This is a genomic window from Parabacteroides sp. AM17-47, assembly GCF_003434625.1.
Lineage (GTDB): Bacteria > Bacteroidota > Bacteroidia > Bacteroidales > Tannerellaceae > Parabacteroides > Parabacteroides distasonis.
On the sequence record NZ_QTLI01000020.1, the window covers coordinates 83,149 to 99,180 of the forward strand.

15 protein-coding genes are annotated in these 16,032 nt (G+C 47.6%); 13 read left to right on the plus strand and 2 right to left on the minus strand.

Going from position 1 to position 16,032, the window contains the following annotated elements; translation table 11 throughout:
• The first annotated feature begins 3 nt into the window (after positions 1-3).
• The 10 genes from DW205_RS16490 (at position 4) to DW205_RS16535 (ending at position 12,285) form a co-directional block, all read left to right on the plus strand.
• A complete protein-coding gene (locus DW205_RS16490) occupies positions 4-753 on the plus strand; it encodes a hypothetical protein (protein ID WP_005866375.1) in 750 nt (249 codons plus the stop codon).
• Positions 740-1,120, plus strand: a complete 381-nt coding sequence (locus DW205_RS16495; RefSeq protein WP_005858065.1) for a GtrA family protein — start codon at positions 740-742, stop codon at positions 1,118-1,120. The genes DW205_RS16490 and DW205_RS16495 overlap by 14 nt, the downstream gene beginning before the upstream one ends.
• A gap of 5 nt (positions 1,121-1,125) precedes the next feature.
• The gene (locus DW205_RS16500; protein WP_005866377.1) at positions 1,126-2,058 is read left to right on the plus strand and encodes a glycosyltransferase family 2 protein; all 933 of its coding nucleotides are present in this window, start codon (positions 1,126-1,128) and stop codon (positions 2,056-2,058) included.
• 151 nt (positions 2,059-2,209) lie between these two features.
• Positions 2,210-3,610: a class II fumarate hydratase gene (gene fumC, locus DW205_RS16505; RefSeq protein ID WP_005866379.1), complete on the plus strand. Its 1,401-nt coding sequence runs from the start codon at positions 2,210-2,212 to the stop codon at positions 3,608-3,610.
• A gap of 94 nt (positions 3,611-3,704) precedes the next feature.
• On the plus strand, positions 3,705-7,148 hold the full coding sequence (locus DW205_RS16510; protein ID WP_121963119.1) for an alpha-L-rhamnosidase: 3,444 nt from the start codon (positions 3,705-3,707) through the stop codon (positions 7,146-7,148).
• 190 nt (positions 7,149-7,338) lie between these two features.
• The gene (gene potA / locus DW205_RS16515) at positions 7,339-8,727 is read left to right on the plus strand and encodes a polyamine ABC transporter ATP-binding protein (protein WP_005858057.1); all 1,389 of its coding nucleotides are present in this window, start codon (positions 7,339-7,341) and stop codon (positions 8,725-8,727) included.
• Between the two features lie 12 nt (positions 8,728-8,739).
• Positions 8,740-9,537 (plus strand): ABC transporter permease, encoded by a 798-nt coding sequence (locus DW205_RS16520; protein WP_005858055.1) that lies wholly within the window; start codon positions 8,740-8,742, stop codon positions 9,535-9,537.
• Positions 9,537-10,325 carry an ABC transporter permease gene (locus DW205_RS16525; RefSeq protein WP_005858053.1) on the plus strand — a complete coding sequence of 263 codons (789 nt, stop codon included), beginning with the start codon at positions 9,537-9,539 and terminating at the stop codon, positions 10,323-10,325. The genes DW205_RS16520 and DW205_RS16525 overlap by 1 nt, the downstream gene beginning before the upstream one ends.
• A 6-nt stretch (positions 10,326-10,331) precedes the next feature.
• Positions 10,332-11,669, plus strand: a complete 1,338-nt coding sequence (locus DW205_RS16530; protein WP_005866383.1) for an ABC transporter substrate-binding protein — start codon at positions 10,332-10,334, stop codon at positions 11,667-11,669.
• A 1-nt stretch (position 11,670) separates the two neighbouring features.
• Positions 11,671-12,285: an HAD family phosphatase gene (locus DW205_RS16535; RefSeq protein WP_005858049.1), complete on the plus strand. Its 615-nt coding sequence runs from the start codon at positions 11,671-11,673 to the stop codon at positions 12,283-12,285.
• Between the two features lie 25 nt (positions 12,286-12,310).
• Here DW205_RS16535 and DW205_RS16540 read toward each other — a convergent pair whose 3' ends face one another.
• Both DW205_RS16540 and DW205_RS16545 read right to left on the minus strand, forming a co-directional pair.
• On the minus strand, positions 12,311-12,991 hold the full coding sequence (locus DW205_RS16540) for a queuosine precursor transporter (RefSeq protein WP_005858047.1): 681 nt from the start codon (positions 12,989-12,991) through the stop codon (positions 12,311-12,313).
• Positions 12,992-13,052: 61 nt separating this feature from the next.
• Complete coding sequence (locus tag DW205_RS16545) at positions 13,053-13,715, minus strand: DUF2490 domain-containing protein (protein ID WP_008774273.1); 663 nt, start codon at positions 13,713-13,715, stop codon at positions 13,053-13,055.
• A gap of 113 nt (positions 13,716-13,828) precedes the next feature.
• On the opposite strand from DW205_RS16545, the gene DW205_RS16550 reads away from it, so the two are divergent.
• The 3 genes from DW205_RS16550 to DW205_RS16560 all read left to right on the plus strand — a co-directional run bounded on the left by DW205_RS16550 (position 13,829) and on the right by DW205_RS16560 (position 15,971).
• Positions 13,829-14,710 (plus strand): hydroxypyruvate isomerase family protein, encoded by an 882-nt coding sequence (locus tag DW205_RS16550; RefSeq protein ID WP_008774274.1) that lies wholly within the window; start codon positions 13,829-13,831, stop codon positions 14,708-14,710.
• A 225-nt stretch (positions 14,711-14,935) separates the two neighbouring features.
• Positions 14,936-15,187, plus strand: a complete 252-nt coding sequence (locus tag DW205_RS16555) for an RNA polymerase sigma factor (protein WP_005866389.1) — start codon at positions 14,936-14,938, stop codon at positions 15,185-15,187.
• Positions 15,188-15,290: 103 nt separating this feature from the next.
• Positions 15,291-15,971 carry an ABC transporter ATP-binding protein gene (locus tag DW205_RS16560; protein WP_005858035.1) on the plus strand — a complete coding sequence of 227 codons (681 nt, stop codon included), beginning with the start codon at positions 15,291-15,293 and terminating at the stop codon, positions 15,969-15,971.
• Positions 15,972-16,032: the final 61 nt, after the last annotated feature.

The window sequence follows — 16,032 nt, forward strand, 5'->3', positions numbered from 1 at the left end:
TCTATGAAAGAAGAAGGTGATGTATTCAAAAAGTTCCGTGATTCCTTCAGCAGGATGGAGGGACATTTCCATATACTAGAACAGCGTGTGCCGGTTGAACTTCAGATGGAGTATTTCAAATACTCGGAAAACGTACGGAAGGAAAACCGGCCTCCCCGTCCCTTATCGGAGGATGAGTGCGAGACCCTGTACAACACTTTGTTGACGGAGGAAACCACGGACAAGACCGAGAAGAGATATTTGTTATCTCAATTGGCTACCTCGAAATCCGTCCGTGCGTACCGCTTGTTGGAGGAATACACCCAGCATCCGGACCCGGAAGTGACAGATTGGGCCTACATGGCTTTGATGGAGTCTCGTATCTCCTTAGAGTCCGATTTCTCCGACGAGAAACAAATTTATATCTCGACCGGCTTGGGAGGAAAAGGGGAGAAGCTGCGTTTCTATGTCTTGATGACGTCTAAAGGCAAGAAACCTTTCCAAGAATATCAGCGGCAGACAATCGAGCGGGAGTTTGCTTATTATCTGCCGAAAACGGACTGCGAGATCGAGCGTTTGACGATCGGTGAGCAGTATGTGGAGCTGGTGTTCTTGATCCCGGTACGTACGGATATAAAAGCCACGTTGGACCGGGTGATCAATGAATGTAACCAATACGGCGATTTCCTCTCGAATGTTTTCACGATCACGAATGTCAAGGAATTGACACCCGAGGAGATTTCCGAGATTATAAGTAAGAATGGAGACGATTAAGCAAGCTATTAAGTATGGTGTAGTCGGGTTGAGCAATACCTTGATAACGATGATTGTTATCTGGGTGATGATGAAACTCTTCGGATGCCGGGAAGGTTTATCTAACTTAACGGGATATGTGGCAGGCATATTAAACAGTTTCATCTGGAACAAGCAATGGACTTTCAAGGGAAGTTCCACCGGATGGACGAAAGGGGCGGTTCGGTTCACGATCGCTTTCATTATTTGTTATGCTTTACAGTACGGATTGGTACTGATCTTGAATTCCCGACTTACGATCGATCATTACTACAACCACTTGATTGGAATGGCTTTCTATACGGTGATTAATTTTTTAGTAAATAAGTTTTATACCTTTAAAGCTTAAAAGGCATGAAGAAGTTAGCGGTTATAGTCCCGTGTTATAACGAGGAAGCCGTGATCGAGGAATCGTATCGGCGTACGAAAGAGGTCTTGGTAAAGTTGCCGAACCCTACGGAGATTATCTATATAAATGATGGCAGTCAGGATAAGACACGTTCTTTGTTGGATCATATAGCCGCTACCGATCCTCATGTGAAGGTGATTCACTTCTCCCGGAATTTCGGTCATCAACCGGCGGTAACGGCGGGTATCAATAACTGTGACGCTGATTTGGCGATTATCATCGACGCCGATATGCAGGATCCGCCGGAATTGATTCCGGATCTGCTGGAAGTGCAGGAGAGAGAGGATGCCAACGTGGTTTATTGCGTCCGTAAGTCACGGGAAGGGGAGAGTCTTTTCAAGCTGTTCACCTCCAAGGCTTTTTACCGGGTGATGAATTATATGAGCGAGGTCCATTTCCCGCTGGATACAGGAGATTTCCGTTTAGTGGACCGGAAGGTGATGAATGAGTTCGACCGTTTTAAGGAACGGGGAAAATATATCCGTGGCTTGATAAGCTGGGTGGGCTTCCACCAAGTGCCGTTTTATTATGAGCGTGAGGCGCGTATCGCCGGCGAGACGAAATATCCGATTAGTAAGATGCTGAAATTTGCGTCGACGGCAATGCTTTATTTCTCGAAGAAGCCGTTGCGTTTGGCGACGAGTCTCGGGTTTATATCCGTATTGGTCGGTATAATCTTGGCGGTTTGGTTCACGTTGGGCAAGATCTATGGTTTTAGTAACGCCGAGGTTGGCTGGACTTCTATCATGACTTCCATTATCTTCTTTGGAGGTGTGCAGCTATTGACGGTCGGCGTGTTAGGGCAATATGTCGGTATCCTCTTTGACGAGATCAAGGCCCGTCCCGAATACATTATTGACGAGAAGAAAAACTATTAAAAAACATCGGAGGCGAAATAAGCCGTTTTTCTATGATCTGAATTCTGTTCCATGATAAATGTCTTTTCATGATATACTTGTGATATGTAACATAAACAATTCGATATCCGGATAGTTTATACATAGAAGAGATTAATAAAACTTATGTGTCATGAAGTATAGAATAGAGAAAGATACCTTAGGTGAGGTGGAAGTGCCGGTGGACGTTTATTATGGGCCGCAAACACAACGGAGCGTGAATAATTTCAAGATCGCCACCGATATTAGCCGGATGCCCAAAGAGGTGATAGAGGCGTTCGCTTACTTGAAAAAAGGAGCGGCTTTGGCTAATAAAGACGCCGGCGTCTTGTCTCCGGAGAAATGCGAGTTGATCGGTAAGGTATGCGACGAGATCTTGGCGGGTAAATTAAATGACTCCTTCCCCTTGATCGTATGGCAAACGGGGAGCGGGACCCAGACGAATATGAATGTCAATGAGGTGATCGCCAACCGGGCGCATGTGCTGACCGGAGGAAAGCTAACGGATAAGGAGAAAGTGCTGCTTCCGAACGATGACGTGAATAAATCGCAATCCTCCAATGATACGTTTCCTTCCGCTATGCATATTGCCGCCTATAAGGTGACTGCGGAGGTGACGATCCCGGGATTGGAGAGTCTGTATCGTGCGTTGGCGCTAAAAAGTGAGGAGTTCATGAAGATCGTGAAGATCGGGAGGACTCATTTTATGGATGCCACTCCATTGACATTGGGGCAAGAGTTCAGTGGCTATGCGGCTCAATTGGAATATGGTATACGGAAAGTAAAGGATTCCCTGTCGCATATCTCCGAGTTGGCTTTAGGAGGTACGGCGGTTGGGACCGGTATTAACGCCCCGGTCAATTATGACAAGTGTGTCGCTAAGAAGATATCAGAGTTGACTGGGCTTCCTTTTGTAACCGCTCCGAATAAATTCGAGGCCCTAGCTACCCATGATGCCTTGGTTGAGGCGCATGGAGCCTTGAAATCCGTAGCGGTCAGCTTAATGAAGATCGCGAACGATATACGAATGTTGGGCTCAGGTCCTCGTGCCGGTATCGGTGAGATCCATTTGCCGGAGAACGAGCCGGGTTCCTCCATCATGCCGGGAAAGGTGAATCCTACGCAATGCGAGTCATTGACGATGATCGCCGCTCAAGTAATGGGTAACGACGTGACAATCTCGATAGCTGGCTCCAACGGGCAGTTCGAGTTGAACGTATTTAAGCCGGTGATTATCTCGAACTTCTTGCAAAGCGCCCGCTTGATTGGTGACGGTTGCCTGAATTTCAGTGAACGTTGCGTAAAAGGCATTACCCCGGTGAACGAAAACATCAAACGCCATCTGGATAGCTCCTTAATGCTGGTTACCGCCTTGAATCCGAAAATAGGATATTACAAGGCCGCCGCTATCGCCCAGAAAGCCTATCAAGAAAATAAGACTTTGCGGGAGGCGGCTATCGAGTCCGGTTATGTGACCGCCGAGGAGTTTGATCGTTGGGTAGACCCGTCCAAGATGGTAGGAAAGATTGAGTAGTGTCAAAACTGCTACATCTTCTCCCAAAAATGAAACAAAGAGTTAAGATGATAATGGATATTTTTGTACTGTTATCATTTTAATTCTTTGTATTATGAAGAGCACACGATGTATTTTGTCTATAATCTTAGGGTTGCTGGCCGGATGGCTACCTCTGGGTGCGGTTACCGTATTGAAGAACCTACAGGTTGAGTATCAAACCAATCCACTGGGAATTGATGTCAGTCAGCCACGTTTTAACTGGCAGATGGAGTCCGATCGCTATGGGGCCTGTGGGCAGGCTTATCGGTTATGGGTGGCCGATAGTCCGGAGCAATTGGCTGCCGGGCGTTATATCTATGATTCGGGAAAGGTTCTTTCCGGGGAATCGGTCGGCGTAGTTTATCAAGGAAAAGCATTGCAACCTTCCACTCGCTATTATTGGAAAGTTTCCGTATGGGATGAATCGGGAACGGAAATTACCTCCACCGAGCCTGCGTGGTTCGAGACCGGTCTTCTGGGTTCCGGATGGAGTGGCGCCCGTTGGATCGGCTCGTCGGAGACACAACTCTCCAAATATCGCTCGCATTATGTGATCGACTATGATGTGCGGGTTGCCGAGGGTAATGATAAAGCCGTATTTGTCTTTGGGTCGAGGGACGCTGATAATTATGTGTCTGCTGAACTGGACTTGAATGGTTCGGGGGACGCCCGTTTCATTTTACGTCATACCACAGATGGAAAAACGAGGCAAGATGCGGCGGAAAGTCTGGCCTCTATCATCCCAGCCTCGGATAAGCATAAGGTGCATCATATCCGGTTGAAGGTGACGACGGCCCAATATGCCTTGAAATATTTCGTGGATATAGAGATCGATGGAAAGACCTTGGTGAATTCCTCTTTGACTCCCGAGGAGAAAGAACGGAAGAGCCGTGGTGATTTCTGGGGAGGCAAGGAAGGGGCTTTCACCGTGTATCCTTATCCGGATGGAGAGTTGGTTTATCATTGCCGCTTGTATGCGATCGGTTTCCTGCAACCTAAAGGGCAGACCGCTACATTCTCCAACTTGCGTATCAGCGAGGATACGTGGAATACGCTTCTGTACAATCCTGCCGAGACTTATGTGGAGAAAGGGGAGGGAAAGCTCAATGTCTGGTATCCGGGTGAGAACGTATCCGCTCCCATGCTCCGGAAAGAGATAAAGATAGAGAAACCGGTCAAGAGCGCCCGTTTATATGCTACCGCTAGGGGTGTCTACGAGTTCTCGGTGAACGGGCGGAAGGTTGGAAAGGATTATCTGAATCCGGGTTGGACGGATTACCGTTACCGTATCATGTATAATACGTATGATATAACGGATTTGCTACGACCAGGCGATAATGGTATCGGGGCGATGTTGGGCGCCGGATGGTGGAGCGAGCATAGCGGTTTCCTTACCGGTTGGCAGGATCAATACGGAACCCGCCAGTCCTTATTGGGAAAGATCGTGATCGAGTATGCCGACGGTACTCGTGAGACGATCGTTACGAATGATAGCTGGAAATGTTATGACCGGGGACCGATCACTTTTAACGGCCTTCAGAATGGAGAGGAATACGATGCCCGGAAAGAGGTGAACGGCTGGGATGCTCCGGGTTTTGATGACTCGTCATGGAAACCGGCGACCTTATTCGCCGCTCCTCCGGTAAATGTGGAGATTCAAGGATATGTAGGCAGCCCGATACAAAATAATGTGACCCTGACCGCTCAGTCCGTGGTAGAGCCTATCCCCGGCGTCTATGTCTATGATATGGGGCAGAATATGGTCGGTGTTCCCCGTCTGACTTTCAAGGGAAAGGCCGGACAGGAAATCACGATCCGTTTCGGGGAGATGAATTATCCGGAAACGATCCCTACCGAACCTGTCGCCCCGTACACGATCGCGATGTATAAGGAGAAGAAAGGGCAAGTCTATACGGATAATTACCGGAGCGCCCTTTCCACGGATCGCTATATCTTGAGAGGGGATGCGGCGGGTGAGACGTATGAGCCTCGCTTTACGTTCCATGGTTTCCGTTACGTGGAGATTCACGGGGTGGACAAGCCGTTACCCTTGGAGGCGGTGAAAGGGATCGTGCTGGAATCTATCGGTGCGCGGACGAGCGGTTATGAGACGTCGGATGAGCGTGTCAACCGTTTGTTTAATAATATCATCTGGGGCCAACGGGGTAATTTCTTGTCGGTTCCGACAGATTGCCCGCAACGGGATGAGCGTATGGGCTGGACAGGGGATGCGCAGGTATTTGCCCGTACGGCTACTTATAATATGAATGTCGATCCGTTTTACACCCGTTGGCTCTACTCGGTCCGGGATAATCAAGGAGATGACGGTAGTTACGCGAACTATATACCCGTAGTCGGTTTCCCGCCTCACGGCGCGGAGGATGGCGGAGGTGCCATGGGATGGATGGAAGCCGGCGTGATCGTACCGTGGCAAATGTATCAACAATACGGAGACGTGCGTATTCTGGAGCAGCATTACGCTTCCATGGTCGCTTATATGGATTATTTGGAGCGTCGTGCCGTACGCTATGTACAGCCCTTCGGTGGTTTCGGCGATTGGCTGGCTATCGAGCCGACGAATTCCATGTTGACGAACACCGCTTACTCCGCTTACGACGCTTTGATTATGGAGCAGGTAGCGAAACGTTTAGGGAAGGACGCAGACCAAAGGCGTTTCCGTACTTTCTACGAGAACGTGAAGAGGTCTTTTAACGACCTGTTTGTAAACGAGGAAGGACGCACGTTCGCCCCGACGGTGGAATCTATCTTTGGTAAGGACTCGCAAGTAGGTATGTGGCCCGGAACGGCGGCTACCGAGGCGAAGATCGTGGATACGCAGACCTCATACGTGGTTCCTCTCCAGTTCGATCTGTTCAATGAGAAAAACAAACCCTTGGCGATCCGGCATCTGGTAGAGAATATCAAGAAACATAATTATACGCTTACCACTGGCTTTATCGGTACGCCTTACCTGAATTTGGTATTATCCGACAATGGTTATGACGATGTCGCCTATAAGCTGTTTGAGCAAACCGCCTATCCTTCATGGCTGTATCCTGTCCTGCAAGGCGCTACCACGATTTGGGAACGTTGGAATTCCTACACGTTGGTAAATGGCTTCGGCCCTGTGGATATGAACTCTTTCAACCATTATTCGTATGGCGCTATCGAGGAGTGGATGATAGCTTATACCTTGGGTATCCAGCGGGATGAGGAACAACCCGCCTATAAGCACATCATCCTTCAACCCCGTATCGGCGGAACCTTCTCGTTCATCCGGGGTCATTACGATTCCGCCTATGGCCGTATCGAGAGTGGATGGCAAATCCAAAAGAAGGGCTATATATACGAGGCAACCATTCCCGCTAATACGACGGCTACCTTATATCTGCCCGCCAAATCGGAGAAGTCCGTTCGTATGGAGAAAGGGCAGGAGGGGATCACGCCCGTGGGATTGAAGGATGGGAAGGCTGTGTACCGATTGGGATCGGGGAGCTACCGGATATACGTGGATTGAATATTTCCCAAATATCCCGCCCGCGTCGGGTGCGCGGTCGAATCTTGGAGAAATGCGACGCTTCTCACCCGGTGTAAGGTCAGATTTTGTAAAAACGATAGTGCCCGGCCTTATTAAAATCTGTACATTCGCGCAAAAATAAATAAGAACATTGTTCATGATTGTTTAATTCTAATTAGATCAAGCGAGAATGTCAATACGAAAATCGGATCGCATTATCAGCGTGGAGCACGTATCGAAGTATTTCGGCGAGAAAGCCGTGCTGAATGATGTAAATTTACAGGTCCGCAAGGGCGAGTTTGTAACCATTTTGGGGCCTTCCGGTTGCGGAAAGACTACCCTGTTGCGTTTGATAGCCGGCTTCCAGACGGCCTCCGAGGGCGTTATCACGATGTCCGGGAAGGAGATTACGCAGACGCCGCCGCATAAACGTCCCGTAAATACGGTATTCCAGAAATATGCTTTATTTCCACATCTGAATGTGTACAATAATATCGCCTTTGGCCTGAAGCTGAAGAAACTTCCTTCCGCCACGATCGAGAAGAAAGTGAAACAAGCGTTGAAAATGGTAGGGTTGACAGACTATGAGGATCGGGATGTCGATTCCCTTTCCGGTGGCCAGCAGCAACGTGTGGCGATCGCTCGCGCTATCGTGAATGAGCCGGAGGTGTTATTGCTGGATGAGCCGTTGGCGGCCTTGGACTTGAAGATGCGCAAGGACATGCAAATGGAATTGAAAGAGATGCATAAGTCCTTAGGCATTACGTTCGTGTACGTGACCCACGACCAAGAGGAAGCGCTGACGCTTAGCGACACGATCGTTGTCATGAGCGAGGGAAAGATCCAGCAAATCGGTACCCCGATCGATATTTATAACGAGCCGGTCAATTCGTTTGTCGCTGATTTCATCGGTGAGAGTAACATCTTGAACGGAACGATGATCAAGGATAGGCAAGTCTCTTTCGCCGGTCATGAGTTCGAGTGCGTGGACGAGGGATTCGGGGAGCAAATGCCGGTAGATGTCGTGTTGCGCCCCGAGGATATTTACATCTTCGAGCCGTCGGAGGCGGCGATGTTGACGGGTACGGTAACCTCCTCCATCTTTAAGGGCGTGCATTATGAGATGATGGTGCAAACCCCGAACGGATACGAGTTCATGGTACAGGATTACCATTGCTTCGAGGCGGGTAGCGAGGTCGGGCTTCTTATCAAGCCTTTCGATATCCATGTAATGAAGAAAGAGCGTATTTGCAATACCTTCGAGGGAAAGCTCATCGACGCTACGCATGTGGAATTCCTAGGCTGTACGTTCGAATGCAAGGAGGTAACCGATATAGAGCCAAATACGCCTGTGAAAGTCGAGATCGATTTTAAAGATGTGATCTTGGAGGATAACGAGGAAGACGGTCGCCTGACCGGAGAGGTGAAATTTATCCTCTACAAAGGCAACCATTATCATCTGACCGTGTTTACGGATTGGGACGAGGACATCTTTGTCGATACCAACGATGTATGGGATGATGGAGACCATGTCGGCATAACGATCGCCCCGGATAAAATTCGAATTATTCATGCTTAAAAAGGGAAGGAAGTGATCAATACGTTTTCTGCATTTTTTATGAGACGAAGGAACTGGACCATTCCTTATGTCCTGTTCTTGGCCATCTTTGTCGTGATACCGCTCCTCTTGATCGTGTATTACGCCTTTACGAATGACGAAGGGATGTTTACCTTCGCCAATTTCCGTAAGTTTATGATCCATCCCGAGGCGATAAACACCTTCGTGTATTCAGTCGGGATCGCTTTGATAACGACCATTCTTTGTCTGCTGCTGGGATATCCGGCCGCTTGGATATTGAGCCAAGCCCGATTTAATACTTCCCGTACGATGGTCGTTTTGTTTATCCTTCCGATGTGGGTCAATATCTTGATCCGTACGTTGGCTACCGTGGCTTTGTTCGATTTCTTGAATTTCCCGCTGGGAGAGGGGGCCTTGATCTTTGGTATGGTGTACAACTTCCTGCCCTTTATGATCTACCCGATTTATAATACACTCCAGAAAATGGATCACAGCTTGATAGAGGCGGCGCAAGACTTGGGGGCGAATCCGTCGCAGGTATTTATCAAGGCCGTATTCCCACTATCGATGCCGGGAGTGATGAGCGGTATCATGATGGTGTTTATGCCGACCATCTCTACGTTTGCCATCGCCGAGTTGTTGACGATGAACAATATCAAGCTCTTCGGTACGACCATACAGGAGAATATCAATAACGGTATGTGGAACTACGGGGCGGCGCTTTCTCTTATCATGTTGTTATTAATCGGAATCACGGGATTGTTCAGCAATGAGAGCAGTGATTCGGCGAATGAGGGAGGGCTTATCTGATGGTGAAATATTTAGCTAAGGGATATCTATGGGCTTTGTTATTATTGCTCTACTCGCCAATCTTGATTATCATGATCTTCTCGTTTACGGAGGCGAAAGTACTGGGTAACTGGACCGGGTTCTCCACGAAATTATATAGCTCTCTTTTTGCCGGCAACGTACAACATTCGTTGGTCAGCGCACTTTGGAATACGTTCGCTATCGCCATGATAGCCGCTACGGTATCTACCTTGTTGGGGAGCGTAGCCGCTATCGGGATCTTTAATTTGAAGGCAAGGGCCCGCAATGCCGTGAGTTTTGTCAATAACATCCCGATGTTGAATCCGGATATCATTACCGGTATTTCCTTGTTCCTGTTGTTTGTCAGCTTAGGGATCTCTCAAGGTTTGACGACGGTCGTGCTGGCGCATATCACGTTCTGTACGCCGTATGTGGTATTAAGCGTCATGCCCCGCTTGAAACAAATGAACCAGAATATCTACGAGGCGGCGTTGGATTTGGGGGCGACTCCGTTTCAGGCCTTGCGGAAGGTGATCTTCCCGGAAATCCGTCCGGGTATGATCAGTGGCTTTATCCTTGCCTTCACGCTATCTATCGACGATTTCGCCGTGACCATATTTACAATTGGTAATGAGGGCTTGGAAACCCTTTCCACCTTTATCTACGCGGATGCCCGGAAAGGAGGTTTGACCCCGGAACTGCGTCCCCTCTCAACGATTATATTCGTAACCGTGTTAGTATTGTTGATTGTTATAAATAAACGTGCTGAGAAAGCGAAGCGAGCGTAAATGAAAATGAAGAAATTTATATCGATTCTGTCTGTTTTGGCCCTGCTTATGGGGCTGTTCACTTCTTGCGGGCGCTCGGACGAGGAGAGAAGCAAGATCTTGAAGATTTATAACTGGGGAGATTATATCGACGAGGACGTCCTGACGGATTTCCCGAAATGGTATAAGGAACAGACGGGTGAGGAAGTCCGGATTATCTATCAGGTCTTTGATATCAACGAGATCATGTTGACCAAGATCGAGCGGGGACATGAGGATTTTGACTTGATTTGCCCTTCGGAGTATATCCTTGAGCGCATGCTGCGGAAAAATCTCTTGCTACCGATCGACCGTAATTTCGGGAAGACACCGGATTATATCGACAATGTCTCCCCCTATATCCAAAAGGAACTGAATAAGTTAAGTCAGCCGGGCCGTAAGACTACCGACTACGTGGTTCCTTATATGTGGGGAACCGCCGGCCTGTTGTATAATAAAGCCGATGTCTCGAGGGACGAGGTAATGTCGTGGAAATGCCTTTGGGACCCTCGTTTCAGGAATAAGATCTTAATGAAGGATAGTTATCGTGACGCTTATGGAACCGCTATCATATACGCCCATGCGAGGGAATTGGCGAATGGTACGATCACGGTGGAGCAATTGATGAACGATAGCTCCCCGGAAATGATCGCTATCGCCGAGGAATACTTGAAGAAGATGAAACCGAATATCGCCGGTTGGGAGGCCGATTTCGGTAAGGAGATGATGACGAAAGGAAAGGCGTGGCTGAATTTCACTTGGAGCGGCGACGCGGTCTGGGCCATGGAAGAGGCGAGTGCCGTAGGCGTAGATCTGGGGTATGAGGTTCCTTTGGAGGGTAGTAATATCTGGTACGATGGTTGGGCGATCCCTAAATACGCTCGCAACGTGAAGGCCGCCAGTTATTTTATGGACTATCTATGCCGTCCGGACATCGTCAGCCGTAATATGGAAGTGACCGGATATGTCAGCACCGTGGCTACCCCGGAAATATTGGCGGAAAAGATCGATACGACGCTGACCGAGTTCTCGGACGTAAGTTATTTCTTCGGACCGGGAGCGGAGCGTATCCAGATAGACCCGGCTCAATATCCGGACCGGAGGGTCGTGGAACGTTGTGCCATGATCCGTGATTTCGGGAACGAGACGGAGGTGGTTCTGGAAATGTGGAGCCGGGTAAAAGGTGACAATCTTAACTCTTGGATTGTTATATTGATATTCGCTGTTTTCGGCTTGTTGTTTGTCTGGGTCGTTTACAAGCGGATCAATCGTTATCAACAGAAAAGACGACATCGTAGACGTCGTAGCTGGTATAAAAAGAAATGATATGGAAGGCATAAAGAACTTGATTATAGACTTGGGCGGTGTGCTTATTAACCTGACTCGCAACCGTTGTATCGAGGCTTTCGAGAATCTGGGCGTGGAGAATATCCGGGAACAGATCACGAATAACTATCAACATAAGGACTTGTTTGAGCGATTAGAGTTGGGAACGATTTCGGTGGAACAGTTTCGCGATGATATTCGTGCCTTATCGGGAAAGCCCCTGACGGACGAACAAATCGACACGGCATGGATCGCCATGTTGGGAGACGTCCCGGAAAATAAGTTGCGTCTGCTATTGGAGCTTCGTGAACGCTATAATACGATGCTTCTGAGCAATACGAACGAGCTTCATTGGAAATGGTCCGAAGATACCTATTTCTCTTATCAAGGTCTTTGTGCCCAAGATTTCTTCCATAAGATTTACCTCTCTTACGAATTGCATATGCTGAAGCCGAACGCGGATATTTTTGAGTACGTACTGAAGGACTCGAATCTTTTAGCCGAGGAGACTATGCTGATTGATGACGCTTCCGTGAATTGCCGGGCGGCTGAATTATTGGGAATGAAGTCCTATATGCCGCAGCAAAGGGAGGATTGGTCGCATCTATTCAAATGAAGGCCAGTCATTGTTTGGTCCCGGCCTAAATGTCTTTAACCTTTAGGATATTATACGAGGTACCAAGATCATACACATCATTCCCGTCTACTTTCTTGATGTACTTTACGACACGGATGGTGACGGGAAGGATGATAACCTCGTACAAGGATTTAAGTACCGCCTGCGTCCCGATCATGATAAGCAATTCTCCGGCCGGGATCAATCCTGCGAAGGCGATCGGAAAAAAGATCAGGGAATCGGCGCTCTCACCGATAAGGGTAGACACGATCGCTCGTAACGAGAAATTCTTTCCGTTGGAGGCGATTTTCATTTTGCTCATCACATAGGCGTTCAGGAAAGAACCGGCCAAAAACGCTATCAAGCTGGCGACCGCTATACGTGGGGCCATCCCGAAGACGAAATTGAAACCTTCCTCACCCTCCCAAAAAGGGGCGGCCGGTAATAATACCGCCAATTGCGCGAATGCGATCACCAGAAAATTAGAGGCGAAGCCACTCCAGATAATTAGCCGTGCCTTCTTGAATCCCCACACTTCCGCTATACAATCATTGATGATATACGAGATCGGGAATACGATCAAACCTGCGGTAGCCGTTATACCGCCTACTTGCACTACTTTTGTCTCTAAAAGATTGGACGCTACAAGGCATATATTAAAAAGTATACCTAGCAGCATGAAAGGTACTGTAACTGTTTTTTGCATGTCTTCTTGTTTTTAACGAGGTTTATCAAGCACTCGGGACGCGAAGGTACGAAAATTCTTATTAAAAGCGATGGGTATAGCAGATACCGATCGCATGGCGGTAATTCACGGGATCGTCTACATTAAATATATGGTAGCGATAATAGAGTTGGAGGTTATTGTTCGGGTTTAGTTGGTAATTACTTCCTGTGGAGAAACGGATCTTATCGGACCGCATCTTATTTCGCGTATCATTGAAGACCTCGGTGTAGGCAAAAGGACAGAAACCACTCTTGCCGATCTTATAGGAGAGGGTCAGCATCGAACGCAGATAATTCTTGGGATGTTCGGCGTGAACCTTATAGGTACTTTGAAAACGTTCCCGGACAGAGAGGGTAAAACGTCCGGCCGAATAAGTCCCCGTAGCGTAGAGATAATATCGGTTTCGTAACTCGTCGGATGCCTTGTATCGTGCTAGAGACATATATCCGCTTCCTGCCAGAAGATATTTATTAAACTTGTAGTTTACCTCAACGGTGGTGAGGAACCATTCCGCTTCCTTAAAGTCATCTCTCGGACGGATGTCCTCTTCTACAAGAAAGGATAAATGCTTATAGATTTTTCCGCATAGGCTCGCCTTGAAATACACACCTGCGCCTTCCATTCCGTATAGGGATGAAGTGCATCCTATTATAAAGAATAGGATCAGATAAATAGATCGTTTTGTATATGATGTGTTTTTCATGTAGAGTGACTTCCGATGCAAAAGTAGTGTTTTTGGATGTAATACCAACGCCTCAGGATATTATATCCGATTTTCACTATATTTGTCTCCTATTAACTATCAAATTCGAATACATGGAAAACATATCAAGAAGAACGGCTATCAAGACATTTTTAGCTGGAGGCGTGGCTTTGGCGACTACAGGTATCGAGGCGGCAGCCGCCGCGAAAAAGAAAACAGACGTGAAGGAACCCTTGAAAGGAAATGTCCGCCATTCCGTAAGTAAATGGTGTTTCGGCGATTATAAGCTGGACGAGTTCTGTGAGATCTGCAAGCATATAGGGATTGAATCCGTTGAGTTGCTGGACCCGGTAGATTGGCCGATCGTACAAAAACATGGCTTGACGGTGGCGATGGCGCAAGGGGCCGGGCTTGGAATAGATCGAGGTTTCAATGATCCGGCCTTGCATGACGAGTTGGTCGCCAGTTATGAGAAGGTGATCCCGATGGTGGCGGACGCTGGATTGACAAACTTGATTTGCTTCTCCGGCAGACGTAATGGCGTAACGGACTTGCAAGGCTGGGAGAACTGCGAGAAGGGGTTGAAGCGCCTTATCCCGTTAGCGGAGAAACATAAGGTCGTCTTGACCATGGAGCTTTTGAACAGTGTCGGCCATAAGGATTATCTGTGCGATCATACGGTTTGGGGGGCGGAGCTTTGTCGCCGTATCGGTTCCCCTAATTTTAAGTTACTATATGATATTTATCATATGCAGATCATGGAGGGGAATATCATCGAGAATATCCGGAAATATAATCAATACTTCTCCCATGTCCATACCGGAGGTAGTCCGGGACGTGCGGAAATCGACGAGACGCAGGAACTTTATTATCCGGCTATCATCAAGGCTCTTATGGAGACAGGCTATAAAGGCTTCGTTGGGCAGGAGTTCGTCCCCGCCCAAGAAGACAAGATCGCTTCCTTGGAGAAGTGTATCCGTATCTGTGATGTATAGGGCTATTTAGTAATAACTTACAGTGCCAAGCCGGTGCCGTTATAGTGGCACGGCTGTGCCACCAGCGTGGCTTCGTTGTGCCATCGCTATGGCATCATCGTGCCATCGCCGTGGCATTATCGTGCCATAAGGGTGGCACGACTATAATACTAGAATGACAAAGACCTTGAATTTATTTTCTCCAGCCATGTTACGTTTTCTTTTCTCGATTGTCATTAAGATAGAATGGAACAAGAACAGTTTAAAAAAGAGATATTGCCTTTGCGGGAGAAACTATTCCTTTACGCGAGAAGGCTGCTTGATAACCCGGAGGATGCCGAGGATATCATGCAGGAAGTCTTTTTGAAACTATGGTATATGCGTGGCGAGTTAGACTATTATAATTTAGACTATTTTTTTATGTCGAGATATTGGATAGTAGTGTCTAAATTTTGTACACCACTGTCAAATAATTGGACAGTCTGTTTTGGAAAGTAAAATACTACTTGTTTGAGAATTAAATATTTAGTTAGTTTGGCACACTATTTGAATTAGATATGGTAAATTAAATAGTTAGATAACAATTAAAACAAATACAGTCATGATTAAGATCGAAGGTTTAAGTAAGTTTTTCCGTACGGAAGAGGTTGAGACAATTGCGTTGAATAAGGTTTCTTTGGAGGTAAAAGATGGCGAGTTCGTCGCTGTCATGGGACCTTCCGGTTGCGGTAAGTCTACGTTGTTGAATATTCTGGGTTTGCTGGATAACCCTTCCGAGGGAAATTATTACTTGGGCGACCAAGAGGTAGGACACTTGAAAGAGAAAGAGCGTACGCAGGTCCGTAAGGGAAACATCGGTTTCGTGTTCCAGAGCTTCAACTTGATAGACGAGTTGAACGTTTTCGAGAACGTGGAGCTGCCGTTGACTTATCTAAAGATCAAGGCGTCGGAGCGTAAGCAGATGGTAACGGATATCTTGAAGCGGATGAATATCAGCCACCGTGCGGCTCACTTCCCTCAGCAACTCTCCGGAGGTCAGCAACAGCGTGTGGCTATCGCCCGTGCGGTAGTTTCCAACCCGAAGATAATCTTGGCCGATGAGCCAACGGGTAACTTGGATTCCAAGAACGGTGCCGAGGTTATGCAGCTGCTCACCGAGCTGAATAAGGAGGGAACGACAATCGTAATGGTGACGCACTCCAAGCACGACGCGGGTTTCGCCCACCGTGTGATCAATTTATTCGACGGTAGCGTTGTTTCTTCCGTTAGTGAATTTATTTAGTCAACATGACATAAACACATACACACAAGAGTTTTTTATAAGCTAATTGGCCTGTGAAGGT